The organism is Oscillospiraceae bacterium (assembly GCA_015067255.1).
Taxonomy (GTDB): Bacteria; Bacillota; Clostridia; order Oscillospirales; family SIG519; genus SIG519.
Map to the genome: position 1 here is coordinate 133,234 of SVMS01000001.1, position 26,597 is coordinate 159,830.

A 26,597-nucleotide genomic window follows, 5' to 3' on the forward strand; every position below is an offset into this window, starting at 1 on the left:
AAAGCAGCAGGCTTATCCTCTGGGCGCACTTTTGCACAAGGCATAGCGGCGTATCCATTGAGGGGATAATGTCTACTACTAATTATAGTATATCCGATTTATTTAATTTGTCAAGTTCATTCTTTCGGAAATCAGTCAAAATAACTCTTATAAATAATTTTTATATCACTCTCAGGGAACAGATGCCCATACAGCTCTATAAAATAATCATCGGTCATACTGGCAATATAGTCGACTACTATTTGATTGTATTCAGTTTGCTCATAAGGCTTTTCTCTGTAATAATGCGCTTGATTTACATAATTTATATGATGAGTATATATTAAAGAGTTTTTGTTGTTTTGCTTTAAATCCTCCAACAGCTTTTCATAGATTTCCCTCATCATAATTTTTATTTTATCATATGTCTTTTCGTGCACATCACTGTTTTTATAAATTTGCCTGTAATTTTCAGTCTTTGCTTTTTCAAGTGCATTAAAAATCTCTTTGTCCATTTTAATATAGGGCTTGCCATAGCTGTTTTCAACTATGTTTACAATCAGATTATTGATAATTTCGGCGTTATAAGTACCTATTTCACCCTTTTCAAAATTACTGTTTAAAAAAAGCTTGGCTCTTTCGGCATCCTGCCTGTCTTTGCCTAAATAGGCTATTATATCGGATATTCTCATAACACAGCCTTCAAGAGTTGAAGGCACTAATTTTTTAATGTTGTTTTTATCTGTATAACAGCTTTCTATTTGTCTGTCAAATTCTTCAAAGCTGTTTAATGGTACGGGATGATATTCGCAAAGCTCCATTTCCCCGTTATGGGAAGCAATTCCGCTTAAGGTCTGAAGGCTTATATTGTAGGGGTAAATTTTATCAAGCACACGCACAGAATGAATATTATGGCTGAAATGTCTGCCCGTTTTTTCAAAAAGCAGCTCGTCTAAAAACTCCTCTCCCTTATGACCGAAAGGAGTATGCCCGATATCATGTCCAAGGGAAATTGCCTCAATCAAATCAAGATTGAGCTTTAATACCTTGCCTATAGTTCTTGCTATTCTTGATACTAACTGTACGTGCAGTCCTCTTCTTGAAATATCGTCATTTTTATAAAGAGAGAAAACCTGCGTTTTATCTGCATATCGGTTGTAATAGGGGCAATGAATAATTTTATCTGTATCCCGAATAAATGCCGTTCTGATAATATCTGCATTATCACGCTGAGAGTTTCTTCTTATAACGTTTTTTTCATCAAAGGCAAGACTCAAGACAGTATTATTCTCTATATCTTCTCTTATTCTTTTTTCTGTTTTTGCCGATAGTCTTTTATAATTCATTTTCTCACCCTTATTAAGTATATCAATATTACCGTGTTTTTTCAACGGTTTTATTTTAGTTGTTGACTTTAGCGTAGTGATGTGATAAAATACTGATATAATGAATGGCTATAAAGCCAAAAGAAAGGTTTGTAGAAAATGAAAAAACTTATTTGTCTTATACTTGCACTTTTAACTGTTACTATGGTTTTCGCAGGCTGCGGTGCTAAAACATCTGACAAAACAGATTGGGATTATATTGCTGATAAAGGCGAAATGATTATCGGTATTACATATTTCGCTCCCATGAACTATATCGACAAAGAAACTCAGGAGCTTATCGGCTTTGAAACAGAGTTTGCAAAGGCAGTTTGCGCTAAATTAGGTGTTTCTCCCAAATTCCAGGAAATTGACTGGAATGCTAAGGAAACAGAGCTTAACGCTAAAAACATTGACTGTATCTGGAACGGTATGACAATTGACGATGAAAGAAAAGCAAATATGGATATTTCCATACCTTATATGCGCAACAGACAGGTTATGATTGTAAAGAAAGAAAACGTTGCTAAATATACAACTGCTGAAAGTCTTAAAGATGCTGCTTTAGTAGCTGAAATGAAATCTGCAGGCGAAAAGGTTGCTCAAAACGATGATTTCTTTGCTCAGGCTAAATATACTGCTGTTGATTCTCAAGCAAAGACTCTTGTAGAAGTTAAAGCAGGCACAGCAGATATTGCTGTTATTGACTATATTATGGCATTAGGCTCCATCGGCGAAGGTACAGACTATACTGACCTTGCTGTTGTTGGAGACGGTAGCTTATCTTTCGGTGAACCCGAATTCTACGGTATTGCTTTCAGAAAGAACAGCCCCAAAACTCTTGAAAAGATTAACGCTGCTATCAAAGAACTTAAAAAAGACGGTACTCTTGATACAATCGCAAAGAAATATAAGCTTCAAGACTATATCGTAGTTGAATAAGAATAATTAAAGGCGGATTTATATTATGTCCTTTTGGCAAGTAACATTGAAGTTGTTGGAAGGTTTTGCACAAAACTGCAACCTCTTCTTTTTAACCTTGGTTTTATCTCTTCCTTTGGGCTTGATTATAACCTTTGGTTCAATGTCAAAATTTACACCGCTACGGTGGCTTACAAGAACTTTTGTCTGGGTCATCAGGGGTACTCCCCTGATGCTCCAGCTTTTTGTCGTTTTATACGTACCGGGACTTGTGTTTAATATGCCCTTCCGTTCAAGAATGACAGCGGCTGTTATTGCCTTTGTAATAAACTACGCTGCTTATTTCTCCGAAATTTTCAGAGGCGGAATTGCAAGTATTCCAAAGGGGCAATACGAGGCGGGACAGGTTCTCGGAATGACAAAGTTTCAAGTATTTTACAAGGTTATTATAATGCAGGTTATAAAGCGTATCATTCCACCTGTGGGAAATGAAATACTTACTCTTGTCAAGGATACCTCTCTTGCAAGAGTTATTGCAGTATCGGAAATTATTATGGCATCAACGGAATTTACTGCCGTAGGTCTTATCTGGCCTCTGTTCTATTCCGGCCTCTTCTTCCTTGCTTTCTGCGGAATTATTACCTTGCTTATAAATTACGTTGAATCAAAGTTTAATTATTACAAGGGGTAATTTTATGGCTTTACTTGAAGTTAAAAATTTAAAAAAGAGCTTTGGTGAAACCGAAGTTTTAAAGGATATAAGCTTTTCTCTCGAAAAGGGTAAGGTTTTATCTATTATCGGCTCCTCAGGAAGCGGAAAAACAACTCTTTTGCGTTGCCTGAACTTTCTTGAAAAAGCTGATTCGGGTGAAATTTTCATTAATGACGAGCTTATTTTCAGCCCTTCTCTCAACAATTTATCATCAGCTCAGAAACGTAAAAATCAAATGATGTTTGGACTTGTTTTTCAGTCCTTTAATCTTTTTCCTCAGTATAACGTGCTTGACAATGTTACTCTTGCTGTTAAGCTTCAGGCTAAGGAGCTTGAAAATTTCAAAGCTGATAAAAAGCAAATTTATGCAAAGATTGAAGAGGATGCCTGCGAGCTTCTCACAAAGGTTGGTCTTTACGATAAAAGATTTAACTACCCTTGTGAGCTGTCGGGGGGACAGCAACAGCGTGTTGCTATTGCAAGAGCTCTTGCTCTCAATCCTCAGATACTCTGCTTTGACGAGCCTACAAGCGCTCTTGACCCTGAGCTTACGGGTGAAGTTCTTTCGGTTATAAGAAATCTTGCTTCTCATAATATAACTATGATTATCGTTACCCACGAAATGAATTTCGCAAGAGAGGTTTCCAACGAAATTATATTTATGGATAACGGCGTTATCGCAGAACAAGGTGAGCCTAACGAGCTTTTTGCAAATCCCAAAACAGAAAGACTTCAAGCCTTTTTAAGTGCGATGTCAGACTAATTAAAACGGTAGCTTATTGCTACCGTTTTTGTCAAAAAGGAGAGTTTCTTTATATGGCAAAACCGACAAGTTACTATGTATGCACAAATTGCGGCTCTCAGAGTGCAAAATGGGTAGGCCGCTGTCCCGATTGCGGAGAGTGGAATACAATGCAGGAGGAAGCTGTTCAGTCTGCTCCTGCCGCTACAAATGTAAAAGCAATTAAGCAAACCGTCAAAAAAAGCGGAAAAGTATATTCCATAAATGAGCTTGAAAGCGACGAGGATATCCGTTACCATACAGGACTTAACGAGCTTGACCGTGTTTTAGGCGGCGGTATAGTTAAAGGCTCCGTTGTTTTATTGGGTGGTGACCCCGGCATTGGTAAATCCACTATTTTGCTTCAGATGTGCGCAACTCTTGATAAAAATCTTAAGATACTATATGCCACGGGTGAGGAATCTGCACGTCAGATTAAATTAAGAGCTTCCCGTCTTGGCGTTTATTCAGAACGTCTTTTTATAATGTCGGAAAACGATACCGACGTTATTGTAAGCACAGCGCTTTCTCAACAGCCCGACATTGTTATTATCGACTCTATTCAGACTATGTTTCTTGAAAGCGTAAGCTCTTCTCCCGGAAGCGTTTCACAGGTGCGTGAATGTACCGCTGCTCTCACAAGGCTTGCTAAAGGAGAAGGTATTCCCGTTTTCATAGTAGGCCACGTAAACAAAGAGGGCGCTATTGCAGGCCCTAAGGTTATGGAGCATATGGTTGATGCTGTTTTATATTTTGAGGGCGAGCGTCAATTAGCTTACAGAATTTTAAGAGCTGTTAAAAACCGTTACGGCTCAACAAACGAAATAGGCGTTTTTGAAATGGGCGATAAAGGTCTTTGCGAGGTTATGAACCCTTCTATGATGTTCCTTTCGGGCAGACCTAAAAACGTTTCGGGAACTGCCGTTGTATGTATTCTTGAGGGTACCCGTCCTTTACTTGCTGAGGTTCAGGCTCTTATAAGCTCAACCTCCTTTCCCTCTCCCCGCCGTACCTCTGTGGGTGTAGATTACAGCAGACTTTGTCTTTTACTTGCAGTGCTTGAAAAAAGAGGCGGTCTCTTTTTCTCCTCCTCCGATGTATATGTAAACGTTGTCGGCGGAATAAAGCTTGATGACCCTTCTTCAGATTTAGGCGTGCTTCTCGCTTTAGCTTCGGGGCTTAAGGATTTAATTATCCCCGCTGATATGTTTATTGCAGGCGAGGTTGGTCTTGCGGGAGAAATCCGTAATGTTTCGGGAATTGATTATCGAATTGCAGAAGCTAAAAGACTCGGCTTTACAAGCTGTATTATCCCCTACCGTAGTAAAATAACAACCAACACCGACGGTATGGAAATATTCAAGGTAAGAAGCATATATGAAGCCATTGACGTTATAAAAAACAAAAATTAGTTTTATAAAAGAAGCACAAATCCTTTGTGTTGTCTCCAAAATGACCGTAAAAGAAGAAGCGCGAAAATCTCGTGCTTCTTTTAATTTTGTCTTATATCTTGACAAGCAGGGAATTTGTACGGCAAATTCCACTTGTTAAGAGAACCTAAAACCCTTTTCCCGACTCAAAAGAAAATCATTTTAATAGTGATATTGTGAGACAGGTCTCACAATGATATTTTTGACAAATCAAAAGTGATATTAAAACCTATCGGTTTTAGTGGTATTTTATTTGCCTCAAAACTTGCGAAGCAAATAGCACTCGGCAAAGCCGAATAACACTGCGAAGCAATACAACTCGACGCAAGGCAAATAAAACTGGCCAAGTATCCGTAAGGATACTTGGCCTTGCTCTGTGCTTCTTTGTTTATTATTCAGTTTTTGCTCTGTTCTGAAGGTTTTCAAGCTTTTCCTTAGCATAGTTTTCAGCCGCTTCAAACAGCTTTTCAGCTCTGTCGGGATAGCTTCTTACAAGAGAATTATAACGAACCTCGTTCATAATAAAGTCTTTATAATTAGCTGTGGGAGCCTTACTGTCAAGAATGAAAGGATTCTTGCCTTCGTCTGCAAGTCTGGGATTGTAACGGTACATATGCCAGTAACCTGCAGCTACTGCAGCCTTTGTTTCAGCCATTGAATTGCCCATACCAACCTTAATACCGTGGTTGATACAAGGAGCATATGCAATAATGATTGAAGGTCCATTGTAGCTTTCAGCCTCTGTGATTGCCTTGATTGCCTGATTATAGTCAGCACCCATAGCAATCTGAGCTACATATACATAGCCATAGGACATAGCAATTGCGCCAAGGTCCTTCTTCTTTGTAACCTTACCGTTTGCAGCAAACTGAGCAACAGAACCGGTAGGTGTAGACTTAGAAGCCTGTCCGCCTGTGTTGGAGTAAACCTCTGTATCAAATACAAGGATATTTACATCTTCACCGGAAGCGATTACGTGGTCAAGACCGCCGAAGCCGATATCGTAAGCCCAACCGTCACCACCGAATATCCACATAGACTTCTTAGCAAGGAATTCTTTATCCTTAAGGATTTTATCAGCAAGCTCTTTGCATTCGCCGCAGCAGTTGCAAGCTTCAAGAGCAGCAACAAGCTTCTTAGTAGCAACAGCGTTTTCCTTACTGTTATTAAATGTGTTCTTATATTCAGCAATAGCTGCTTTTACATCTTCATTTGTAGCTTTCTGTGCAAGCTCGTCAACAAGTACGTTTACTTTCTTTCTCATCTGAGAAACTGCAAGGCTCATACCGTAGCCATACTCTGCATTATCCTCAAACAAAGAGTTAGCCCATGCGGGACCTCTTCCCTCTCTGTTTACAGTATAAGGAGTAGAAGGAGCAGAACCGCCCCAGATTGAAGAACAGCCTGTTGCATTTGCTATATACATTCTGTCACCAAACAACTGAGTAACAAGCTTAGCATAAGGTGTTTCGCCACAGCCTGCGCAAGCACCGGAGTACTCAAGAAGCGGCTGTTTGAACTGTGAGCCCTTAACTGTTTCTACAGCGAAGGGAAGATCTGTTTTCTCAGAAAGCTTGGAAATAGCAAAATCAAAGGATTTCTGAGCGCCCATATTGGAAGCTAAAGGCTTCATAACAAGAGCCTTTTCCTTAGCAGGACAGACATTTGCACAAGAACCGCAGCCTGTACAGTCAAGTACGGAAACAGTTACTGAATACTGATAATTTTCACAGCCCTTACCTGCCATTTGCTTTGTTTTCATATCAGCAGGAGCTTTCTTCATCTCTTCTGCATCAAGAACAGCAGGACGGATTACAGCGTGAGGACAAACGTATGAGCACTGGTTACACTGGATACAGTTTTCAGGAAGCCATACAGGAACGTCAACTGCAACGCCTCTCTTCTCATATGCGGCAGAGCCCTGAGGGAATGTACCGTCAGCTGCATCTACGAAAGTAGAAACAGGTAATTTATCGCCCTTTTGAGCGTTTACGGGAATAAGAATATTGTTTACAAAATCAACAAGGTCTTTTCTTTCGCCGTCTACCTTAACCTCAGCAGCTTCCTCAGTTGCATTTGCCCAAGAAGCAGGAACAGGAATTTCAACTATTGAATCAATACCTCTGTCAATAGCAGAGTGGTTCATAGCAACAACCTTTTCACCCTTCTTGCCGTAAGAGGTAATAACTGCCTCTTTCATATATTTTACAGCTTCGTCTATGGGAATAATGTTTGCAAGCTTAAAGAAAGCAGACTGTAAAATCATATTGATTCTGTTGCCAAGACCTAACTCTTTTGCAATAGAAATAGCATCAACAGTATAGAATTTAGCTTTTTTAACAGCAAGGTCTTTCTTAACTGATGCAGGCAAAGTCTTCTCTAATTCTTCAGCAGTAGCGCCGCTGTTAAGAAGGAATACGCCGCCCTCTTTAATATCCGCTGTCATATCGTATTTTCCGATATATGAAGGATTATGGCAAGCAACAAAATCAGCCTGAGATACATAATATGTTGACTTAATGGGTGAATCACCGAAACGAAGGTGAGAAATTGTTACACCGCCTGACTTCTTAGAGTCATATGCAAAATAAGCCTGAACATATTTATCTGTATGGTCACCGATGATTTTGATGGAGTTTTTATTTGCACCAACAGTACCGTCAGAGCCAAGACCCCAGAATTTGCAGGAAACAGTGCCTGCTGCAGTTGTGTAGGGGTTTTCATCAACAGGTAATGAAAGATAGGTAACATCGTCTGTGATTGAAAGAGTAAATCTCTTCTTAGGCTCAGCAGCATCAAGGTTTTTATAAGCTGCGATAATATCTCCGGGTGTTGTATCCTTAGAGCCTAAGCCGTAACGGCCGGAAACGAGAAGAGCATCTTTAAATTCTGTGTTTGAAATTGCAGCAGCAATATCAAGGAATAAAGGCTCGCCCAAAGAACCGGGTTCCTTTGTTCTGTCAAGAACAGCTATCTTCTTAACTGTCTTAGGCATAGCATTGAGGAAATGCTCTACAGAGAAGGGACGGTACAAACGTACCTTTACAAGACCTACCTTTTCGCCCTTTGCGTTGAGGTAATCTATAGTTTCTTCGATTGTATCGCAAACAGAGCCCATAGCTATAATAACTTTTTCAGCATCGGGGGCACCGTAGTAGTTGAACAGCTTATAATCTGTACCTACACGGCTGTTTACATCGTTCATATATTTTTCTACAACAGCGGGAAGCTCATCATAATACTTGTTGCAAGCCTCACGTGCCTGGAAGAAAATATCAGGGTTCTGAGCAGTACCTCTCAATACGGGGTGCTCAGGATTTAAAGCATTTTTACGGAACTGCTCAACAGCATCCATATCAATCATCTGAGCAAGCTCATCATAATCCCAGATTTCAATTTTCTGAATTTCGTGGCTTGTTCTGAAACCGTCAAAGAAATGAAGGAAAGGAACTCTGCCTTTAATAGCAGAAAGATGTGCAACTGCACCTAAATCCATAACCTCCTGAGGATTGCTTGCGCAAAGCATAGCAAAGCCTGTCTGACGGCATGCCATAACGTCACTGTGGTCGCCGAAAATAGAAAGAGCGTGGCTTGCAACAGCACGTGCTGAACAGTGAATAACTCCGGGGAGTAATTCACCTGCAATTTTATACATATTAGGAATCATCAAAAGAAGACCCTGTGAAGCGGTAAAGGTAGTTGTAAGAGCGCCTGCTGCCAAAGAGCCGTGTACTGTTCCCGATGCTCCTGCCTCAGACTGAAGCTCTGCTACTCTTACCTCCTGTCCGAAGATATTTTTTCTGCCCTCAGCAGCCCATTTGTCCGACAACTCAGCCATTACAGATGACGGAGTTATGGGATAAATGCCGGCAACATCGGTAAAAGCATACGAAACGTGTGCCGCAGCGGTGTTACCATCCATGGTTTTCATTTTTCTTGCCATTTTTAATTTCCTCCTTAAAATATATGAGATAATTATATAAATACTATTTTGGGTAGTACTTGTGCGTTTTTTAAAGCCTTACTGTCATATTAAGTTTCATCGTGTTTAAACAATGCAATATGCCCTAAAATCTCTAAATTGGTAATAAGCTTTACCTGACCGGGAGATACAACGTTAGAACTGAAAATAACCGAAAGCAAAAGAACTGTCATAGCCGCAAGAAAGCCAAAAAGCAAAGCCAATATTACCGATAAGGGAACATTTGGATAAACCTGATTTGTAGACACAACCGCTTTTTCGAAAACAGAAGAGAAAAGCGCAAAATCCTTACTTGTATCTACCATAATGTTCGTTACGGTATTCTGAAGTCCGTCAGCCAACGCGTTCGCAATATCTGCCGCATTTTCAGGGGAATGGTCTTTTACACTTATAACTATTATATTGCTGGCGCTTTTACGGAAAACAGTCATCTGAGAACGGAGCTTTTCAACCGTATATTCTTCAGGCAAATCAAGAGTATCTATGGCATAATTAAATGTCATATCAGACTCTGCAAGAATAACATAGTCCTTTAAGAGCTTGTTACTGATATCAATATTATTCTTAACCTTGTTTATATCAACGTCGGACTTAATCGCAAGCAAGCTTGCCTTAGCCTCGTAAACAGGTGGGATAAAAAAAGTCGTATATACAAGCACAACTATTCCGCATAAAAGAGAGCAGCCCAATAAAAGCCACCATTTATCCACAAGAATTTCAAGGGACATATACGCAAGCACGTGGTCCTTAACTTTTGTTCTTATCTTTCCTTCACTGCCGAACCTGAATTTAACAGCCATATATACAACCCTCCCTCTGTTTTTAAAATATAAAAACCTAAACGTACGATTGATTAAGCCATTCTTATTCAGCATGACGTTTTACAGTTTAGTATAGCATATATCAGTATATTTGTCAATTGAATTCATAGCGTTATTGCCTATTATTTTTTCTTTTCTTTTTCTACATAATTTTACATTATATGGAAAACAAATGCTTTTTTTAAGACTTTTTTTCACTTAATGTCGAATTTGTTTGCAAGTGTGCAATTTAATGCATACTTTGGGGCAAAACATTGACAAATAAGGGCCAATATGGTAATATATGGTTGATTAGAAAATATGTTCGAAAAGGAAGTGGGAACATGACCGAAAAAGAGGTTATTGAATTTTTAAAAGGCTACAAGTCAATAAGATTTTGCATAGAAGCTAAAACTCTCGAGCTTGAAAGAATAAAAATGCAAAAATCCAATCTTTGCTCCAATAAGGATTTAAGCAGGGACAAAGCCCCGTATGATTCTTCTTTTAATTTGATATGGCAGCTCAACAGCCAGTTTGACAGGGATATGGCAAGGCTTATTGCCGATATAGAGCGCTTAAAAGCTCAAAAAAATCTTATTGACAACTTTATCAACACTCTTCTCCCCCATGAGCAAAGACTCATCCGTTTGCGGTATTTTGAAGGTAAAAAATGGAGCGTAATAGAAACTATGCTCAATTATTCTCAGCGTCAGCCCTTCAATATCCACAACAAAATCATCAAAAAGCTTGCTATGCAGCTTTCTGCTTAGTTTGCATCGTTTTACGTTTAATATCCATTACCACAGTAGCAAAAAAATCTCGTTTTTAAGCGAGATTTTTTGTTGCAATGCCCTTGAGTTATATTCGCCTGCGGCGAGTGATATTGGCTGTGCCAGTGATATTTGCTTCGCAAGTTATATTGCCCTTCGGGCAGTTTTAGCGGCGAATATAATATCACTGCCGCAAAAACGGCAATATCACTTTCGCAACGCGAAAATATCACTCCGTCGAAGACGGAATATCACTTAAAAAATCTAAATAATTAGATTTATAAAGTAAAACTATCCGTCCGAAGAAATTCGGGCGGATTTTCTGTTTGCATTGAAAGAAGATATATTTTGTGTTATAATAGAATTAAGAGGTGATTTTATGGGTTTATTTGATATCTTTAAGAAAAAGAAACCACCGTTAACCGAAGAACTATTAAAATGGAAAAAAATGTGGAATTTGTGGTTTGAGGAAAGAGCTGAATCACCTTATCAAGAACTAATGACTTATAAAAGTGAAACTGGTATTGGAGGGCATAACCAATATTTTGCCAATTTCGAAAACACTGGTGATTTTAAAAAAGAAATATCCGCTTTGGAGCAAATCTTGTCAGAAAAATTGAAAAATAATTTGAATAGGGCATATGGAACATATTTGTCATTAGAAGAAAAAGAGGAGGACGGAAAAGCAGAGGAGATTTTGAAACAGTACGATGATGTATTCTATGAAAATGAGGAAGAGATTAATCGTTTGCTCGAAGAATACGCCTCTAAAATCGAACTTTAATTTTCCTCTTTGCTAATAGCAACACAGGTTGCAATCGGCTGCTATGTTAAGGGTTTTAGATTCTTATAACAAGTGGTATTTGGCGTTCAAATGCTCTGCTTGTTATTGTATAAGACAAGATTAAAAGGAAGCACGAAAATCTCGTGCTTCCTTTCCTTTATTATTTTTCCAAAATAAGTGTTTTGATTTCTTTCTTTCTGAAAGAAAGTGTTACTTTTTCTTCGCCTAAGAGCTTATAGCCTCTTTCCGCCATATCCGAAGCGTAAATATTTCCTGTGTATTCAAGGCTTGCCTGCTTATCCTCTTCATTTAAGTTAATGAGTCTTAAAACTGTTGAGCCGTTTCTCTGTGCCTGCTTGATTGCAGTTACATAAATGCCTTCTCCGTCAAGCTTAAATATTTGTTTATTATCCTCAATAACAACCTTTTCGTAAGGATCGGGCAAGTAGAAGGTTTCTGTAAGATTGCTGTCCTGTACGGCGCTTCTTCCGCAGCTGAACTTTTTAACATCAACAGGAGAGGTTGTAAATATAGCGGGTGTTCTGAAGCGTTTTGAGGCTCCGAATACATCTGCAGAAATATAATTCCCCGAATATGAATAAATTCCCAAACGGCCTGTAAGAGTTCTTATGCACTGATTTCCGGGGCAGGTCCATACTTCGCCGCTTTTGAACTGATAATCGCTCAAATCACGGTTTATAACGCCTGTGGAACGAACAAGAGTAAATGCAAGAGAATTGCCCACATGCTCATAATCGTGATTTCCCAAATTAAACACTGCAAGGCCCTTGCCCTCATTTTCCAAAAGAGCAAAGGATGTATTGGCATTTTCTTTTGAAAGCTGATATATATAATCGTTGCTCTCCTGTTCCTTATGAACAATGTCAAAGGGAATATCAGAAGTGCTTACAAGAGATTTTATACCTGTATTTACAAGCAATCTTATTCTGTGGTCCTTGGCTCTGTTTTCAAGAACATAGTCAATCTCTACTGTTTTGCTTGCCTTTTTCAACGAAAGAATAAGCTCCATATCACAGTCAACTGTTTCCTTAGACCTTTCAAGCTTACTGAAATCATATTCTGCAGGCACCTTTATAGTACGCTTTATGCTTATTGCCTGTACGTATTCGTTGTTTTCTTTTACAGAAGTTTCAGCATCAAATTCAGAACCGTATATAGCTCTGTCATCGCTGGGGCCGTAAATGTAAGAGTCGCCTCTGTCTGTTGTTTCTTCGATATCTATTGCATTTTCAAAGGCAAAACCGTTTACCTTGTCAAATATATCCACTTTGCCGTCTGCATTTACTTTAACTTTAAGATATTCATTTTCCATAACCTTGTCTGCGTTTTCAATTTCTTTTACGCATTTGTAAGGCTTATTGGATTTCTTAACTGTGTAGCTCTTTATCGCAAAGGGATTTATATTGGTTTCATAGAGGTAAAGCTCAAATCTGTCAACATCAACACAGCCGGGAAGATTTATGGGAGTAAATACGTCTTTTATTATTCTGTTTTTGGAAATAACGGCAAAATCCACAGGCTTATTATCCAAATCAAAAATTTCAATGCTTTCGTAATTATCGTCAGCACGAATATCTAAAACAACCTTAACTACGCCGTTAAACTCTTTTTCAAGAGTGTTTACTCCTACTATAGCGTAGTCGTCCTTATTACCCGTTTTAACTGCCTTAGAATGTTCCGCAGCAATTACAAGGCCTCTGTTGAGAAGGTCGTTTTGCATATCGTCAATACGCTCAAAATTATCCTCCATATGTTTATGGAGCTCATCACGGCTGCAACCGCAGATAGAGTCGTGAGGATGGTTTTTCATAATCTCTTTCCACACGAAATTAAGATGGTCTTTACAATAAGCGCCCTTTGCTCCGTTTTCTTCAAGGAAGCTGTAGACAGGCTCAAGCATAGTTTCCATCATATTCTGAGCAATAACGTTTGCCTTTTTCAAATAAATTCTTGAAGATAAGGTTCCCTTTAAAATCTCCCAAGTATGTCCGTGGCGCATTTCGCCCTTGTATACATCAGGCTGTATATTGTTCTGCTCTATATAGCTCTTTATCTTCTCGATGTATTCCTTCATTGTAACTTGCTTAACTTTTCTGCCTTCTTCAAGGTTAGCATTAAGCTTTTCCAAAATTGGAAGCAGATTATCCTGAGCTTCCAAATGGTCAACACCGTTCATACAGAGGATATACGGAGTAAGAGCAACGCCTTCAAACGATTTGTCAATAACATCAATCAACAGCTTGGCAGTATCAAGATTTTCGGAAAAACGCTGAGCATTGTTATACCAATACATCATATATACGCCAAGAAGCTTACTTCCGTCAGCGCCTTCCCAGATAAATTCACTTTTCTGAGGAACACGGCTAATCTGACCCTGTTCGTTTTTAGTATAATATGAATTTCCTCTTCCGAAAATCGTATTGTCAATTCCGAAATTATTCAAAATCTGAGGAAGCTGAGAAATGTTTCCGAACTGGTCGGGAACGTAGCCGACCTTAGCGCAAGCGCCAAACTCCTCCGCTATTTTTTCACCCTCCAAAAGATTTCTTACAGTAGCTTCACCGCTTGTAAGATAAAAGTCATTCTGAAGATACCAGGGGCCGACTATCAGCCTTCCTTGTTTTATGTATTGCTCAAGCTCTCCGCGCTTTCCGGGACGTACTGTAAGATAGTCCTCTAAAACTATGGTCTGCGCATCAAGATGGAAAATATACTGAGGATATTTTGAAAGAGTAACAAGACACCTGTCAATCAAATCGACAAGACGAAATCTCATTTTCTCCAATGACATATACCATTCTCTGTCCCAATGGGTATGGGATACAACGCTAAATTCTTTTTTCATAACAATACCTCTCTTGCGAAAAATATACTTATTACCCTAATTATACTTGAAAAAAAAGCTATGTCAATAAACAATTGTTATTTTTTTATTATCAAAAGTTAATTTTAAAAAACATATATAAAGTATTGATTTTCCGCATCAAAGGTAGTATAATATAAAATTAGTAATATAATTGTTTTTTGTGGTGTAAATATGAAAATTATTACCGGAAGCAAAAAAGGGATATGGCTTGATGCTCCTAAGGGAGAAACTACCCGTCCCACCTCTCAGAGAGTAAAAGAGGCAGTTTTTTCAGCGCTTCAGTTTGAAATCGAAGATGCCTGCGTTTTAGATGCTTTTGCAGGAAGCGGTCAGCTTTCTCTGGAAGCCTTGAGCAGAGGCGCAAAAAAAGCAGTACTTACAGAGTGCGATTCAAATGCGCTTAAGGTAATTCATTCAAACATTAAAAAAACAGGCTTTGAAAAGCTTTGTACTGTTTTGTCGGGAGATATTTTGAAAAACGCTTCAAGAATTTCTTCCTTTGCGCCCTACGACATAGTTTTTCTTGACCCTCCTTACAAATCTGATTTGTATGAAAAAACGCTCAGAATGTTAATTGAGGGCGATATGCTTTCCGACGATGCAAAAATTGTCTGCGAAGCTTCAGATAAAATGATATTTCCAGATATTTTTGAAAAATTTTCAAAAAAAGAATACCGACACGGTAATACTACCGTAGTAATCTTTCGTAATATGATGGAGGAAACAGATGAGAACAGCAATCTGTCCCGGTAGCTTTGACCCTGTTACAAAAGGGCATATGGACATTATAGGCAGAGCCAGCAAAATGTTTGACAGAGTTATAATAGCTATTGCAAACAACTCACATAAAAATACGATTTTTTCACCTGAGGAGAGAAAACAGCTTATAATCAAGGCGGGAATTTCCGATAACTGCGAGGTTATCTGCTTTGACGGTCTTTTGGTCGAGCTTCTTGAGCGTGAAAATTCCAATGTGCTTATAAAAGGAATCCGAAATATCAGAGATTTTGAGTATGAGCTTCAGATGGCGGAGATAAACAAGGCTCTCAATTCAAAAATCGAAACTGTGTTTTTGCTTTCCCGTCCCGAGCTTATCTGCGTAAGCTCTTCAAACGTTAAGGATATATGCCGTTTTAACGGTGATATCCGTCCGTTTATTCCGGAGATAATTGCGGACGAGGTTAAACAAAGAATATTAGAAAAAGAAATTAAAAGGGAGGATTTTTAATGGCTTTTTTAGATGTTATTGATGAAATTGATGAAATGTTAGAGGAAGCGTGGACTTTCCCCATAGGCGGCAAAACTCTTGTTGACGGTGAAATGATAAAGGAGAAGATGGAAAAGCTTCGCCTTGAATTCCCTGCTGAAATCAAAAAGGCTAAATCCGTTCTTGATGAGCGTGAGCGCATACTTGAAAAGGCAAAAAATGATGCTCAGCATACTATCCGCAACGCTTCAATAAAGCGTGAGGCTCTTCTTAACGAGCAGCAGATAGTTATTGATGCAAAAATCCGTTCCGAAGAAATTCTTAAAAACGCAAACGAAGAAGCCGCTAAGCTTCGCAAGGCTGCAATTGACTATGTCAACGCCGCTTTGAAGAAAACAGAAACAATTATGGAAAACAATATTCTTGCCGTTAAACAGGCAAGACGTGCTGTAAACGGTGAAAACGAATAAAGTTAATTATAGTCCAAAAGGACTAACGAAAGGATATAAAAGCAAATGAAAAAGGCAGTTATGTACGGTGCAGGAAATATAGGAAGAGGCTTTATGGGCCAGCTTTTCTGCATGAGTCAAATGGAAACAGTTTTTATTGATATAAACGAGGTTGTTGTTAACAAGCTCAACACCGATAAAAGCTATCCTATTTTTATTACAAAAAACGGAGAATATGAAGAGTTTACAGTAACCAATGCCCGTGCAGTAAACGGAAAGGTTATCGAAAACGTAGCAAAGGAAATTGCTACTGCAGACGTTATGGCAACAGCAGTCGGCGTAAATATTTTACCCTACATAGTAAAACCCATAGCAGCAGGAATTAAAGCAAGAATGCTTGAAAACCCCACAGAGCTTAATATAATTATCTGCGAAAACAAAATCGGTGCAGATAAATACTTGAGAGAGCTTATTTCAAAAGAGCTTACCGATGAAGAAAACAAATTCTTCAACGAGAAAATAGGTCTTGTAGAAGCTTCTATCGGCAGAATGGTACCTGCTACTCCCAAGGAGATTGCAGAGAAAAATCCTCTTTCCGTTTGTGTTGAAGAATTCTGCACATTACCTGTTGACAAAGAAGCCTTCAAGGGCGAAATCCCCGACATAAAAAATATGCTTCCCTTTGCTCCCTTTGAGCTGTTTATTCAGAGAAAACTTTATATGCACAATATGAGCCACGCTCTCAGCGCATATTTAGGATATCTTAAAGATTATAAATTCATATATGAAGCTCAGAACAATATGGCAATTAAATTCTTTGCTTTAGGCGCTCTTATAGAGTCTGCTACCGCTTTGAGCATAGAGCATAAGGTTGATATCATTCCTCTTATTCAGCACGCATACGACCTTTTGGGCCGTTTTGAAAACGTACTTTTAGGCGATACAATCGAAAGAGTCGGAAAAGATACAATCAGAAAGCTTTCCACCAATGACAGAATGGCAGGCGCTGCAAAGCTATGCGCTAAAAACGGTATTAAGCCCGTATATATTGCTTTAGGACTTGCTGCAGGTCTTCTCTTCGAGCCGGAAGCTGACGAGGCTGCAAAAGAGGTTGCCGCTTTCACAAGAGAAAACGGCGTAAGAAAAGCTTTGGAGAAATACAGCGAAATCACAGATGAAACAATAGTTTCAATGGTAGAGAAAAATTACGAAATGCTTAAAACAAAAGGCTTCGACGATTTTGTTTTCGAAAGCGAAAGATTAAAAGGCTGCTAATTAAACAGAGAACGGTGTAACCTCAATCAGAGGCTACACCGTTTTTTATGCAATAAATTATTTTTTAATACATCTGACAGTTACACGATATTCGAGATTTTTTGTACAGGTGAACAGTGTAAAGTCCCATCCGCCAGACTGCATATCAGAAACAGCCGTTTTATCTAAAAGTATAAGCTCACAAACCTCGTAGCTATGTGCTGTACCGTAAGCATCTGTAAATATAATTTCATCGCCGTTTTGAAGCTTATCAAGTGAGCCGAAATGGCTTTTATAATTGTGTGCCGCTATAATAAGGTCGTTAGTTTCGATACTGCCTGTATAACGGCAGGGGGCAGTTTCAAGACGGTTATAGTCCCACTCATCATATACGGGAAGCTCAACCCCAAGCTTTTCAATGGTTACTTTTCCGCAAAAAGCATCGCCGCCTACTGTTATTACAGGGGCGCTATCTTTATTTATACTATTCTGAGCATTATCTAATTGACTTAAAATTTTTTCCGCCTGCTTGCCTGCATTTTTATCCTCAAGGATATTATAGATATACCATCCGCCTGCAATCAAAAGCAAAATACAGCCAATCAGCAAAAGAATTATACTGCTATTTCTTTTTGCCATTTTTCTTTGCTCCAAGCTCGAAAATTCCCAGTAAAACAAATCCGATACCCGCAATAGCAATAATAACAATCGGCCACCAGTATTGACCTGTTTGCGGAAGCTTTTCTCCTACATAGGTATTGGTTACTATAAAGCCGTTTTGAAAGTCCCCGCTGTAGCTTGCTTTGTAGTCGGCAACCGCTTTTTCTCTTACAGAATAATTGCCGTTTTTTGAAAGCTTTGTAAATGTGTGTGTCCAGCCGTTTGCTTCGCTTAAAACTGCTTCGGTTACTACGGTGTCATTTTCTAAAAGCTCAACTGTTACTGAGTCGGGGCGTTTTTTTGATGCGTTATTTCTGTCATCCCACTTTTTCACAACGTAGATATTCATTTCATTAAGATTGCTGTCCTCAACTTTTGGAGAAGAAGAGATCTCATAATACAGCTTGCCGTTTGACTCAAAGGGAAGAAATACAATATAAGGATTAAAAGTATATTTACTGTTTTCCTGAGGGTATACAATCCAGATGCCTAAATTTAAATCAGATACTACTGCCTTTCCGTTTTCCGAAATTACAGATTTTGCGCTGACATTATTACTCTTTATATAGTCAGCAATAGTTTTCGCCGTCATTTCATTGGGAGTGTTGACAATTCCCGAAATGGATATTCCCGAATTTTCAAAAGCGTTTGTGAGATGATATCCCGTGCTATTCAGCTCTGCAATCTGACAAAAATATACTTCCAGTCCGTTTATTTTATTTTTATCTTTGTCTTCCAACGTAACCGTTATTTTACCGCTTTCTGCTGCCGCTAAGCAAGGAAGAGTAAGGCTTATAAGCAATACAGCAATAAATATATTTTTAATTATCGTTTTCATCTGTTTGCTCATCTCCTTTTTCTTCTGTATTTCTTTTCATTTTGCGGATACTTTTTAACTTTTTAACAGCAATAAATATTATAAATAATCCGATAAGAGAAAACGTCATCAGATATTTCAAATCAATATTCAGCAGTTCATTGATAATTCCGTCTTCTCTTGCAGAGAGGTCAACGCCGTCAACCCGAACGCCACGCACTAAAAGACGGTGAGAGTTAACACCGTAGGGTGTGCAGGTAACAAGCGTCACGCATTCCTTACCGCTGATTACATTGAGGCGTGATACCTCTTCGGGCAAAACAACGGATATATCATCTATTTTGTACTCAAGAACCTCGTTTAACACATGAATATAAAATCGGTCACCTATTTTAAGGTGGTCGATATTTGTAAGTAATTTAGCTGAAGGTAAGCCTGTGTGCCCCGCAAGAACACAATGCGTGCTTTTTCCTCCGATAGGCAGATGGCTTTCGGGCACGTGTCCGATGCCTTTTTGAAGCACGCTCTCATCAATTGAATGATAAATAACAAGAGATGCGCTTATTTTAGGTATTTCAATATATCCCATTACGCCGTTTCCTGCGGCATTTAGAACGTTTTCATATGTTAAACCAAGCTTTTGCAGTTTGTCGGGATCTGACTTATTTTCATTATAAGAAACCGCATCACTCATAGCCTTGTTAAACTGCTCGGGAGTGGTATTTTCAAAGGTTTTGCTGTAATCTCCTATAAGCTTTCGATTGAGATATTGATTATATAAATCGCTGACGGTGGGATAAAGAAAGAGGGAAAGACCGCATAGAAAAATAAACACCACTATAATTGTAGGTATATGCTTTTTCATAGGTCTTTCCCTCCTTTCAAAAATTTGTGTTTAGAAAAAGAAATAGCTTTGCGCGGGGTGGCTGAAGAAATAAGTCGCTCCGTCAAAAAGAGTTATTTCTTTTATGCCACACTACTTCTTTTTCTTGAAGTAAAAAAAGCTACGGCACCTGCCATCAAAATAATACCTAAAACGGTGAAGATGGTTGTACCCATACCACCTGTTTCGGGAAGAACAGAACCTGCTCTGTTACCGATATCCATCCAGGCAAGGAAGGTAGTTGTTTCTCCGCCGAACTTACCGATTGCGCCGTCACCTGTATGTGCGCCTACTGTTGCATTTAAAATAGAAATGTTGCCGTTAGCATCAATAGTATCGGAAATTGTAATTTCAAAACCATTTGTAGGAAGAACAAAGCCTGCGGGAGCTACAGTCTCCACAATTTTGTATGTTCCTTCTTTCAAACCGAAGATTGTGATATCACCAAGACCGCCGCCGTAGTAGTCAGCATTTCTTACAGGATTGGGAATAGCTTCTCCGTCAAGTACCTGTATCTCATCAATTGCGCCAACTGTATTGCTGGGATCAAGAATATACATAACCTTTCCCGAAACAAAGGGGTTGGGAGTTTCAATAAACTTCAACAGAGTTTCAACACCGTTTTCGTCAACGCTGTAAATCTGGAATTTTGCGCCTGCAAGACGGTCTGTTGCAGAAACTGCATTAGTTTCGTCGATAGCAAACTTAGTCAATACAAACATATATGTATATACAGACGCATCGTCTGTTGTGCTACCTTCTTTGTCAGGCTCATTGGGGTCGTTTGAATAGTGAAGTGTTGCTGTATTTACAGTACGTCCAAGAGAGATTTCTTCGGTAACATCAGCAGTATATGTAACTACAATTTCTGTGTTTGTAGCAAGCTTATCTGCGCCAATCATAGCTGTTTGCTTCATTGTAACGCTAAATGAATTGTCTGCTTCATTTGATTCTATTGTGCAATAATCTTCGATATCAGCATCTGCAACGCCTTCGATTGAAACTTCAATAGAATCTGTGTTTAAGGAAAGACCTGCAGGAAGCTCATCAGTGATGTAGTAGTTGTACTTTGTCTTGTAATACTCATGGCTGGGAACGTGAGTTGTAACTTTGAAGGTTACTGTTTCGCCGATTTCCGAAGAGGTAGCTTCACCGTAGCTGCCGTTATTTTCAAGAACCTGTTTTGCAAGTTCAGGACGGTTTGCCTTTAAAGTAATGGAAATATCGGTATCTACTGTATCAACCATAACAGCGGAACGAACCATACTTGTTCCTGAAGTACCGAAATCGGTATCATCATATACAAGATAATAACCAAAGGGAAGGCTATCAAAGGTTACGCTGGTCTCACCTATTGCTGCACTCTTGCTGATAACAACATCGCTGAATTTAGCAGTGTTTGCAGCTATATAGTCGTGGATTTGCTCTGCAAAAATAGAAAGTGCATAGTTTGAGTTGTGATTTTCATTGATGTAATCTACAACTTTCTGAATGTTGTCATACTCTGCAGGAGCTTTTCCTGCTGTTACCAAGGGGTCTCCGTTAGCATCCTCTACAGTTGCAAAGAACTCATAGAAGGGGTTAACTACGGGAGTTTTGGGGTCTGCATACCAGGAATATGCAATACTTGCATCGGCTGTTGTAGCGTAGAAAATTCTGTAAACGCTGAAGGTTTTTCCTGCCACTGTAGCTTCGGAGTTGGTAGGATTTACGATAGAAATACTGCCTTCGTTTTCGCCTGCTGCAAAAGCTATCATTGATACACAGCTTAAAATCATACAGAGGCAAAGGGTTGTTGCTAAGATTTTTTTCATTGCTTTCATTTGTTTTTCTTCCTTTCTTTTAATATTTTTATTTTTTGAAAGCACTTTCTAATTTTGGCACCTCCTTTTACAGAGGTAATATATGTAAATGCAAAAGGATAATACAATTAGCATTAAACCAAATGCATAAAACATATCAATTCCAATGCCGCCCGATTCAGGTAAGGGAATTGCCTCGGCGTTTCGGACGAGAATGTTGTAGGCTGTACCGCTTGCCTGTGCATAATAGCTTTCTTCAACGGTAACTGCGCCGCTTTCGTGAATGGTAAAATATATATATTCGGAAAGTTCAAGGTAGCCTTCGGGGGATTGCTGTTCAGTAAGCCTGTAACGGATGTCGCATTTCAGATTATCAAAAATAAGAGTTCCGTTTTCCCCTGTTGTAGCATTCTTTGCAATTTCAGAGGAAATTACATTTCCGTTTGCATCCACCGCTTCAAGAAGGAAGGTTGCACCCTGAAGCTGCAGGCTTTTATTCATATTGGTTTTGGTAAGTCGAAGCATAACACGCTTTGTGGTGTTGGTAACGGTCAGTGTAACGTGAGGGTTGCCGTTTTCATCAGTAGACTGAATAGGTATTCCGTAGGATGCCAGCCAGTTTACAAATGAACCGTCTGCCTTTGTATGTTCTGTGCCGATTACCGTTTCTTTGATAGACCATTCAATCTTAACACCGTTTACATAGACGGGCAAATTGCTCCAGGTATGTTGCCAATTATTATCTGCGCTGAGTACCACCTGAGGCTGAACACCTGCTATAACCGTTGTAACAAGCTTGCCGTTGGCAAGAAGCTGAAGAGTTACAGGCTGCCATTCGTTTTCGGGACAGTCCCACAGCTTTTTAGCGGTTACCGACATAGAGTCGGTACTGTTTCCCACAATAAGTATGCCGTTGACATACTTAATCATCTGACTGTTACCGCCGATAATACCGATTGTTTTATCGTCATCAATGTAGCCGATTTCAATATTTCCTATAGGTGAATATCCCGTAGGCGCTTTAACCTCTTCAACAATAATGTTTCCGAAATCATAGCTGAAATTCTGAATGGAAATTTCGAAATAACCGTTTGCTGTTCCGCTAAGCACCGTATGAGTGCCGTTTTGTTCATCGTATATATATCTGTCGCTTTGGCTGTCATAGCTGAATTTCAACGGTTTTCCGTTTTGTACAAGTCTGAATGTAGCGCCGCCGATAGATACTCCTGTCAAAGCATCTTGCTTTTTAATGATAATGGAGTTACTCTTGTTATAAATATTTGTAAATTCCGCACGAAGCACCTCATCGGTACCTTCATCAAGAGCGTAGGTCATACCGCGGACTGTCAGCGATGTGCCGCTTCCTGTTATTGACTGATTTTCGTGGGCATCTACAACGGTATATTCTGAATAAACGCTGAATTCAACGCTGGGGTCACTGAATAAGTGGGGATGCTCGGTAATTGTCCACAGCTCGCCGTAATCGACGTTGGTAATCTCCCACATATAAGTATCAGTAGCAGAGTTGTAAGAGGTAGCATTGCTAAGATTTAAAACAGTATTTACTCCTGTTGAAACGTCGGTTGCATCAATATAGAAATCAGATTTAGCTTCGGTTATAAGCTCTTTGTTACCTGCAAAGGTCTTATAAACGTGTATAAGACCTTCCTTTTTAACAAGCTTGCCGTCAATATGCCACGCATCATCCTGCGATTTGAATACGTACCAGCGAATTGCATACTCTCTATCGTTGAGGTCCTCTGCTTTTACAGGAACACCGTCAACAGAAAGGTAGCCCGTATTTGCGTACTGAACAAGACTTGAGAAAACGAATTCATCGCTTGGGAAGGCGCTTAGCCATACTCCGTCAGTTCTTTCACCGTACAGCGCTCTGATTTTTTGGTCGGCGCCGTAAGAGTTGTCCGCGGTTGTGTCGGCAATCCCGTATCTGTTCTGGAGAGTGCCTGTGCCGAGAGAGGTATCAACTCCGCCAACATAGGCTGCAAAAATCTCTTTTGTATATTTATTGGAGTCCTGTCCTGTAATATTTCCCTCGGTATCTACCGCCACTGAGTCAAAACGAATAAAGAAGCTAGCTGTCTGCAAAGCGTTGTATTCCCATATAGCTGTCAGATTAATGGTTGAATCTGTGGCATATTGCATTAATTCATCCCATACAAGAGTTGTATTGGGCTGTAAAATGATATCTGTATTCTGAATTCTCCAGCCTCTGAACTGAATTACACGGGAAAGACCTGTTGAGTTGTTTGAAACCTTGCCCGAAACACTTTGCTGAGAAACGTTCCTTATTACCGCTGAGATGCCCTCTGCAAAGCCATCGCTAACAGTTGTTACGGAAAGTCCCGCAACAGTCGGCTTTGTGGAAACAGTTACTCCGTTTACATCCGGGAATGCAACGTTATAATTTACTCTTATGTAAGGGGGCATTTCCATAAAGACTGTATCCTTAGAAATAACAACGGATGCACCCGCTTCATATATATTTCCGTTGCCTTGCCAATCGGCATTTCCCGAAGGAAGCCTGATTGAAGTTCCCGACAAAACGACTTCTTCTCTTACAGTACCGTTAAGATACTGATAAGTAACGGTATAGAAAGGTGTTGCAGTTAAAGTGGTTTTTGAATTTACAGTAACAGTATCTCCTGCCGTATATGTATTTCTTCCGTCAGACCATTGATAATTTCCCTCGGGAATGGTTACTTCTGAGCCTGCGCGAAGAATTTTCTGATTTGAACTTCCGTCCGGATAATAATATGATACAGTATAAAAATTAAAGGCTGTACTGGTTGCCGAATTAGTCCCCTTTGGAACAAGACGGATATATCTTACCTTTGAAGAGTTGCTGTTACTCTGTCTTGTTGCGATAGTTGTGCTCTGGTCATCAAGAGTATATTTAGTAAAACTTGATGACTGATACCTTGAAGCCGAAATATCAAAGGATTGATAAGTGTAATCAGTATCAAGAGCCTCGTTTACGAGAGATAAAAGTCCGTCTGTAGCAACGTGAACCGAATAGTTTGAACCGCTTCCGCTTCTTGTAATATCGGTTGTACCAATGAATTTCCACGCGCCGTCGATATAAACATAAACATTGGCAACCATTCCGCTTGTGGCAGGTTTTCCTCCGATATCGACAGCAAAAGTTTGCGCTGTATTTTGATTCTGATTACCTACCGCAAGCATCTGAACGCTGTTAATGTTTTCATTGAGAACGATATCGGGTAAATTTTCTTCATCGGAAATTGTATTATTAAGTTCCTCTACCGTATCACGGGTAAGCGGCACCTCATTATTCGTATCAGAATTTGGACTGTTTATGTTGGAATTAAAGGTTAAAGCCGTAGACATAGTATCCGTAATGACATTTTCAAGAGAATGGTCATCATTGTCACCAATCAAGGTAAGAATTTCGTTAATGTCATTTTCCTTTAAAAGAACGATATAACAGTTACCGTCATGAGTGTGCGCCGTTTTGTCGCAAGTAAGAAAATCTCCGTTATAGCAAGAGTCTGTGTGAGTATGCTCCTCTATTCCGCAACGGATTTCCTGTTCTAAAGCCACCGCGTGAGTAACGCTGAGAAAAAACAAAAACACACAGGAGGCAACACAGAAAAGCGTACATACTGTATAGAACAAAATGTTTCTGATATTCAATTGTAATTTGTTGCTTTTAAAAGCATCCATTACAAGCCATCTCTTTGTTGGATTTTATTTTACATCGCCAAAAGGCTTTAATGAGAATATCACTTTTCCCAAAAGTCTGTCTTTAGTTACTGTGCCAATTTCCGAAAGTCTGCTATCCATAGCAACATCACGGTTATCTCCTAAAACAAAATATGAATTTGCAGGCACGTTATAAGGGAAATTAAGATTACTTTGTCCTAAAGTTTTATTCTCAATATAGTTTTCTTCAAGCTCTTTACCGTTTATTGATACAGTTCCGAAAACATCAATGGTAACCTGATCGTTTCCCGAAGCAATAACTCTGCGCACAATTACTTTATTATTATAATAAAAAGCTATGATATCGCCGTTTTCAATTTTTGCCATCTTGTTTACAATTAAAATCTGTCCGTCTTTAAGTGTTGGCGACATACTGTTTCCGTAATATTTTACAACAGGCATAATAAAAGTAAATAAATTGAGCAAAAGAGAAGCAGTGACAATAACTGTGAGAACAATTGTTAATGCTTTTTTAAAAACCTGACTTTTAAAAAAGTTCTGTCTCGGTGCTGAATGCTTACCCATAATTTTCTCCTAAAAACAAAAATACAGATAATATCTTTAATATCCTGTAATAAGTTTGTTTTTTAAGTTTTTTATAAAAAAATGCTAATGTCCCACATTTCATAATATCATATAATTCGAATAATATCAAGTTTTTTTCGGCAGTTATCTAAACAAAAAGAGGCTGTAAAAAACTTTTTCGTTTTTTACAGTCCCTTTTTTGGGGGATAGGAAAATCAAGCAGAATCTGTCAATTTCGCGCCGGCAAAGCCTTGTCGGCGGTTTAGGGTAGAGCGAATAATCCGAATACGTTTTAAAAAGGCGGATTTTCGCCCGTACTGTGTTAAAATACTCGTTAATCCATTAAGGATTAACTCCGTTTTATGCCTTATACGAACAAAAATCCTCTCTTTTTAAAATCTTCGACCTCAAAGTGAAAAGATTTCGAGGGATTTTTGATAAATTTAGGCGAAGCAAGGCTCGTGCCTTGCAAGAATAAATTGGGTAAAAAGAACCGAAAGATTACGCTTTGAGGCGTGTTCGAATTATTTACTCTACCCTACTTGGCGTACAGAGGTACGTCGAGGGCGAAATTGGCAGATAGCATAAAACGTATATTTCTTGAAAGAACTATCAAAAAGATATTTTTCTATTAATTTTTGCTCTTTACTTTTAAAAAACATATTATATGTTCTTTTATTTACTTGTTTTATGCGTTCTGTGCTTTTTTACATCCCCTTAATTTGTTGTATTTTATTCATCTTGTCCACAACACTTCTTATATTTTTTACCGCTGCCGCAGGCCTAATTTTGGCTAGTATTATGCATAATATATAGTATTTATAGTAAGAAGTAATGAAAAAAATA

20 protein-coding genes and 1 pseudogene are annotated in these 26,597 nt (G+C 39.0%); 10 read left to right on the forward strand and 11 right to left on the reverse strand.

Going from position 1 to position 26,597, the window contains the following annotated elements; all coding sequences use genetic code 11:
• Positions 1 to 131: 131 nt before the first annotated feature.
• Entirely contained in the window at positions 132 to 1,325 is a 1,194-nt protein-coding gene (locus tag E7480_00565; protein ID MBE6903087.1) for an HD domain-containing protein, read from the reverse strand.
• Positions 1,326 to 1,463: 138 nt separating this feature from the next.
• On the opposite strand from E7480_00565, the gene E7480_00570 reads away from it, so the two are divergent.
• From E7480_00570 to radA, 4 genes are read left to right on the forward strand one after another with little or no spacing between them, the layout of a single operon-like run.
• Positions 1,464 to 2,285 carry a transporter substrate-binding domain-containing protein gene (locus tag E7480_00570; GenBank protein ID MBE6903088.1) on the forward strand — a complete coding sequence of 274 codons (822 nt, stop codon included), beginning with the start codon at positions 1,464 to 1,466 and terminating at the stop codon, positions 2,283 to 2,285.
• A 25-nt stretch (positions 2,286 to 2,310) separates the two neighbouring features.
• A complete protein-coding gene (locus E7480_00575) occupies positions 2,311 to 2,955 on the forward strand; it encodes an amino acid ABC transporter permease (GenBank protein MBE6903089.1) in 645 nt (214 codons plus the stop codon).
• Positions 2,956 to 2,959: 4 nt separating this feature from the next.
• Positions 2,960 to 3,739: an amino acid ABC transporter ATP-binding protein gene (locus E7480_00580; protein MBE6903090.1), complete on the forward strand. Its 780-nt coding sequence runs from the start codon at positions 2,960 to 2,962 to the stop codon at positions 3,737 to 3,739.
• Between the two features lie 53 nt (positions 3,740 to 3,792).
• Positions 3,793 to 5,169: a DNA repair protein RadA gene (gene radA, locus E7480_00585; GenBank protein ID MBE6903091.1), complete on the forward strand. Its 1,377-nt coding sequence runs from the start codon at positions 3,793 to 3,795 to the stop codon at positions 5,167 to 5,169.
• Positions 5,170 to 5,578: 409 nt separating this feature from the next.
• Here the strand turns inward: radA and nifJ are convergent, their stop codons facing one another.
• Positions 5,579 to 9,130: a pyruvate:ferredoxin (flavodoxin) oxidoreductase gene (gene nifJ / locus E7480_00590; protein ID MBE6903092.1), complete on the reverse strand. Its 3,552-nt coding sequence runs from the start codon at positions 9,128 to 9,130 to the stop codon at positions 5,579 to 5,581.
• Positions 9,131 to 9,219: 89 nt separating this feature from the next.
• Positions 9,220 to 10,044, reverse strand: coding sequence for a hypothetical protein (locus E7480_00595; protein ID MBE6903093.1), 825 nt, complete (start codon positions 10,042 to 10,044; stop codon positions 9,220 to 9,222).
• A gap of 269 nt (positions 10,045 to 10,313) precedes the next feature.
• On the opposite strand from E7480_00595, the gene E7480_00600 reads away from it, so the two are divergent.
• Both E7480_00600 and E7480_00605 read left to right on the forward strand, forming a co-directional pair.
• Entirely contained in the window at positions 10,314 to 10,739 is a 426-nt protein-coding gene (locus tag E7480_00600) for a hypothetical protein (protein ID MBE6903094.1), read from the forward strand.
• 331 nt (positions 10,740 to 11,070) lie between these two features.
• The gene (locus E7480_00605) at positions 11,071 to 11,523 is read left to right on the forward strand and encodes a hypothetical protein (protein ID MBE6903095.1); all 453 of its coding nucleotides are present in this window, start codon (positions 11,071 to 11,073) and stop codon (positions 11,521 to 11,523) included.
• A gap of 160 nt (positions 11,524 to 11,683) precedes the next feature.
• On the opposite strand, the gene E7480_00610 is transcribed toward E7480_00605, so the two are convergent.
• Positions 11,684 to 14,389, reverse strand: a complete 2,706-nt coding sequence (locus E7480_00610) for a hypothetical protein (protein ID MBE6903096.1) — start codon at positions 14,387 to 14,389, stop codon at positions 11,684 to 11,686.
• A 192-nt stretch (positions 14,390 to 14,581) separates the two neighbouring features.
• Here E7480_00610 and rsmD point away from each other — a divergent pair, with 192 nt between their 5' ends.
• The 4 genes from rsmD to E7480_00630 are packed head-to-tail and all read left to right on the forward strand — an operon-like array spanning position 14,582 to position 17,341.
• On the forward strand, positions 14,582 to 15,163 hold the full coding sequence (rsmD, locus tag E7480_00615; protein MBE6903097.1) for a 16S rRNA (guanine(966)-N(2))-methyltransferase RsmD: 582 nt from the start codon (positions 14,582 to 14,584) through the stop codon (positions 15,161 to 15,163).
• Entirely contained in the window at positions 15,138 to 15,638 is a 501-nt protein-coding gene (coaD, locus tag E7480_00620; GenBank protein MBE6903098.1) for a pantetheine-phosphate adenylyltransferase, read from the forward strand. The genes rsmD and coaD overlap by 26 nt, the downstream gene beginning before the upstream one ends.
• Positions 15,638 to 16,087: a hypothetical protein gene (locus E7480_00625; protein MBE6903099.1), complete on the forward strand. Its 450-nt coding sequence runs from the start codon at positions 15,638 to 15,640 to the stop codon at positions 16,085 to 16,087. Before coaD ends, E7480_00625 begins: the two co-directional genes overlap by 1 nt.
• Positions 16,088 to 16,132: 45 nt before the next feature.
• Positions 16,133 to 17,341: a mannitol dehydrogenase gene (locus E7480_00630; protein ID MBE6903100.1), complete on the forward strand. Its 1,209-nt coding sequence runs from the start codon at positions 16,133 to 16,135 to the stop codon at positions 17,339 to 17,341.
• A gap of 57 nt (positions 17,342 to 17,398) precedes the next feature.
• Here E7480_00630 and E7480_00635 read toward each other — a convergent pair whose 3' ends face one another.
• The 7 genes and pseudogenes from E7480_00635 to E7480_00665 all read right to left on the reverse strand — a co-directional run bounded on the left by E7480_00635 (position 17,399) and on the right by E7480_00665 (position 26,531).
• Complete coding sequence (locus tag E7480_00635) at positions 17,399 to 17,959, reverse strand: sortase (protein ID MBE6903101.1); 561 nt, start codon at positions 17,957 to 17,959, stop codon at positions 17,399 to 17,401.
• A complete protein-coding gene (locus E7480_00640) occupies positions 17,943 to 18,830 on the reverse strand; it encodes a Cna B-type domain-containing protein (GenBank protein MBE6903102.1) in 888 nt (295 codons plus the stop codon). Before E7480_00640 ends, E7480_00635 begins: the two co-directional genes overlap by 17 nt.
• Positions 18,802 to 19,662 (reverse strand): class C sortase, encoded by an 861-nt coding sequence (locus E7480_00645; GenBank protein MBE6903103.1) that lies wholly within the window; start codon positions 19,660 to 19,662, stop codon positions 18,802 to 18,804. Before E7480_00645 ends, E7480_00640 begins: the two co-directional genes overlap by 29 nt.
• Positions 19,663 to 19,763: 101 nt before the next feature.
• Positions 19,764 to 21,503 carry an isopeptide-forming domain-containing fimbrial protein gene (locus E7480_00650; protein MBE6903104.1) on the reverse strand — a complete coding sequence of 580 codons (1,740 nt, stop codon included), beginning with the start codon at positions 21,501 to 21,503 and terminating at the stop codon, positions 19,764 to 19,766.
• A 48-nt stretch (positions 21,504 to 21,551) separates the two neighbouring features.
• Positions 21,552 to 25,187: a Cna B-type domain-containing protein gene (locus tag E7480_00655; protein ID MBE6903105.1), complete on the reverse strand. Its 3,636-nt coding sequence runs from the start codon at positions 25,185 to 25,187 to the stop codon at positions 21,552 to 21,554.
• Between the two features lie 24 nt (positions 25,188 to 25,211).
• Positions 25,212 to 25,751, reverse strand: coding sequence for a signal peptidase I (lepB, locus tag E7480_00660; protein ID MBE6903106.1), 540 nt, complete (start codon positions 25,749 to 25,751; stop codon positions 25,212 to 25,214).
• Positions 25,752 to 26,483: 732 nt separating this feature from the next.
• Positions 26,484 to 26,531 (reverse strand): annotated as a pseudogene (locus tag E7480_00665) (hypothetical protein).
• Positions 26,532 to 26,597 lie beyond the last annotated feature (66 nt).

What these genes read in the sequence shown, in the direction of transcription:
- E7480_00580 (MBE6903090.1), top strand. Translation starts at nt 2,960, where the DNA reads ATGGCTTTACTTGAAGTTAAAAATTTAAAAAAGAGCTTTGGTGAAACC.
- nifJ (MBE6903092.1), bottom strand. Translation starts at nt 9,130, where the DNA reads ATGGCAAGAAAAATGAAAACCATGGATGGTAACACCGCTGCGGCACAC.
- E7480_00640 (MBE6903102.1), bottom strand. Translation starts at nt 18,830, where the DNA reads ATGAGCAAACAGATGAAAACGATAATTAAAAATATATTTATTGCTGTA.
- lepB (MBE6903106.1), bottom strand. Translation starts at nt 25,751, where the DNA reads ATGGGTAAGCATTCAGCACCGAGACAGAACTTTTTTAAAAGTCAGGTT.
- E7480_00600 (MBE6903094.1), top strand. Translation starts at nt 10,314, where the DNA reads ATGACCGAAAAAGAGGTTATTGAATTTTTAAAAGGCTACAAGTCAATA.
- radA (MBE6903091.1), top strand. Translation starts at nt 3,793, where the DNA reads ATGGCAAAACCGACAAGTTACTATGTATGCACAAATTGCGGCTCTCAG.
- E7480_00575 (MBE6903089.1), top strand. Translation starts at nt 2,311, where the DNA reads ATGTCCTTTTGGCAAGTAACATTGAAGTTGTTGGAAGGTTTTGCACAA.
- E7480_00635 (MBE6903101.1), bottom strand. Translation starts at nt 17,959, where the DNA reads ATGGCAAAAAGAAATAGCAGTATAATTCTTTTGCTGATTGGCTGTATT.
- E7480_00630 (MBE6903100.1), top strand. Translation starts at nt 16,133, where the DNA reads ATGAAAAAGGCAGTTATGTACGGTGCAGGAAATATAGGAAGAGGCTTT.
- E7480_00645 (MBE6903103.1), bottom strand. Translation starts at nt 19,662, where the DNA reads ATGAAAAAGCATATACCTACAATTATAGTGGTGTTTATTTTTCTATGC.
- coaD (MBE6903098.1), top strand. Translation starts at nt 15,138, where the DNA reads ATGAGAACAGCAATCTGTCCCGGTAGCTTTGACCCTGTTACAAAAGGG.
- rsmD (MBE6903097.1), top strand. Translation starts at nt 14,582, where the DNA reads ATGAAAATTATTACCGGAAGCAAAAAAGGGATATGGCTTGATGCTCCT.
- E7480_00625 (MBE6903099.1), top strand. Translation starts at nt 15,638, where the DNA reads ATGGCTTTTTTAGATGTTATTGATGAAATTGATGAAATGTTAGAGGAA.
- E7480_00650 (MBE6903104.1), bottom strand. Translation starts at nt 21,503, where the DNA reads ATGAAAGCAATGAAAAAAATCTTAGCAACAACCCTTTGCCTCTGTATG.
- E7480_00610 (MBE6903096.1), bottom strand. Translation starts at nt 14,389, where the DNA reads ATGAAAAAAGAATTTAGCGTTGTATCCCATACCCATTGGGACAGAGAA.
- E7480_00565 (MBE6903087.1), bottom strand. Translation starts at nt 1,325, where the DNA reads ATGAATTATAAAAGACTATCGGCAAAAACAGAAAAAAGAATAAGAGAA.
- E7480_00595 (MBE6903093.1), bottom strand. Translation starts at nt 10,044, where the DNA reads ATGCTGAATAAGAATGGCTTAATCAATCGTACGTTTAGGTTTTTATAT.
- E7480_00655 (MBE6903105.1), bottom strand. Translation starts at nt 25,187, where the DNA reads ATGGATGCTTTTAAAAGCAACAAATTACAATTGAATATCAGAAACATT.
- E7480_00570 (MBE6903088.1), top strand. Translation starts at nt 1,464, where the DNA reads ATGAAAAAACTTATTTGTCTTATACTTGCACTTTTAACTGTTACTATG.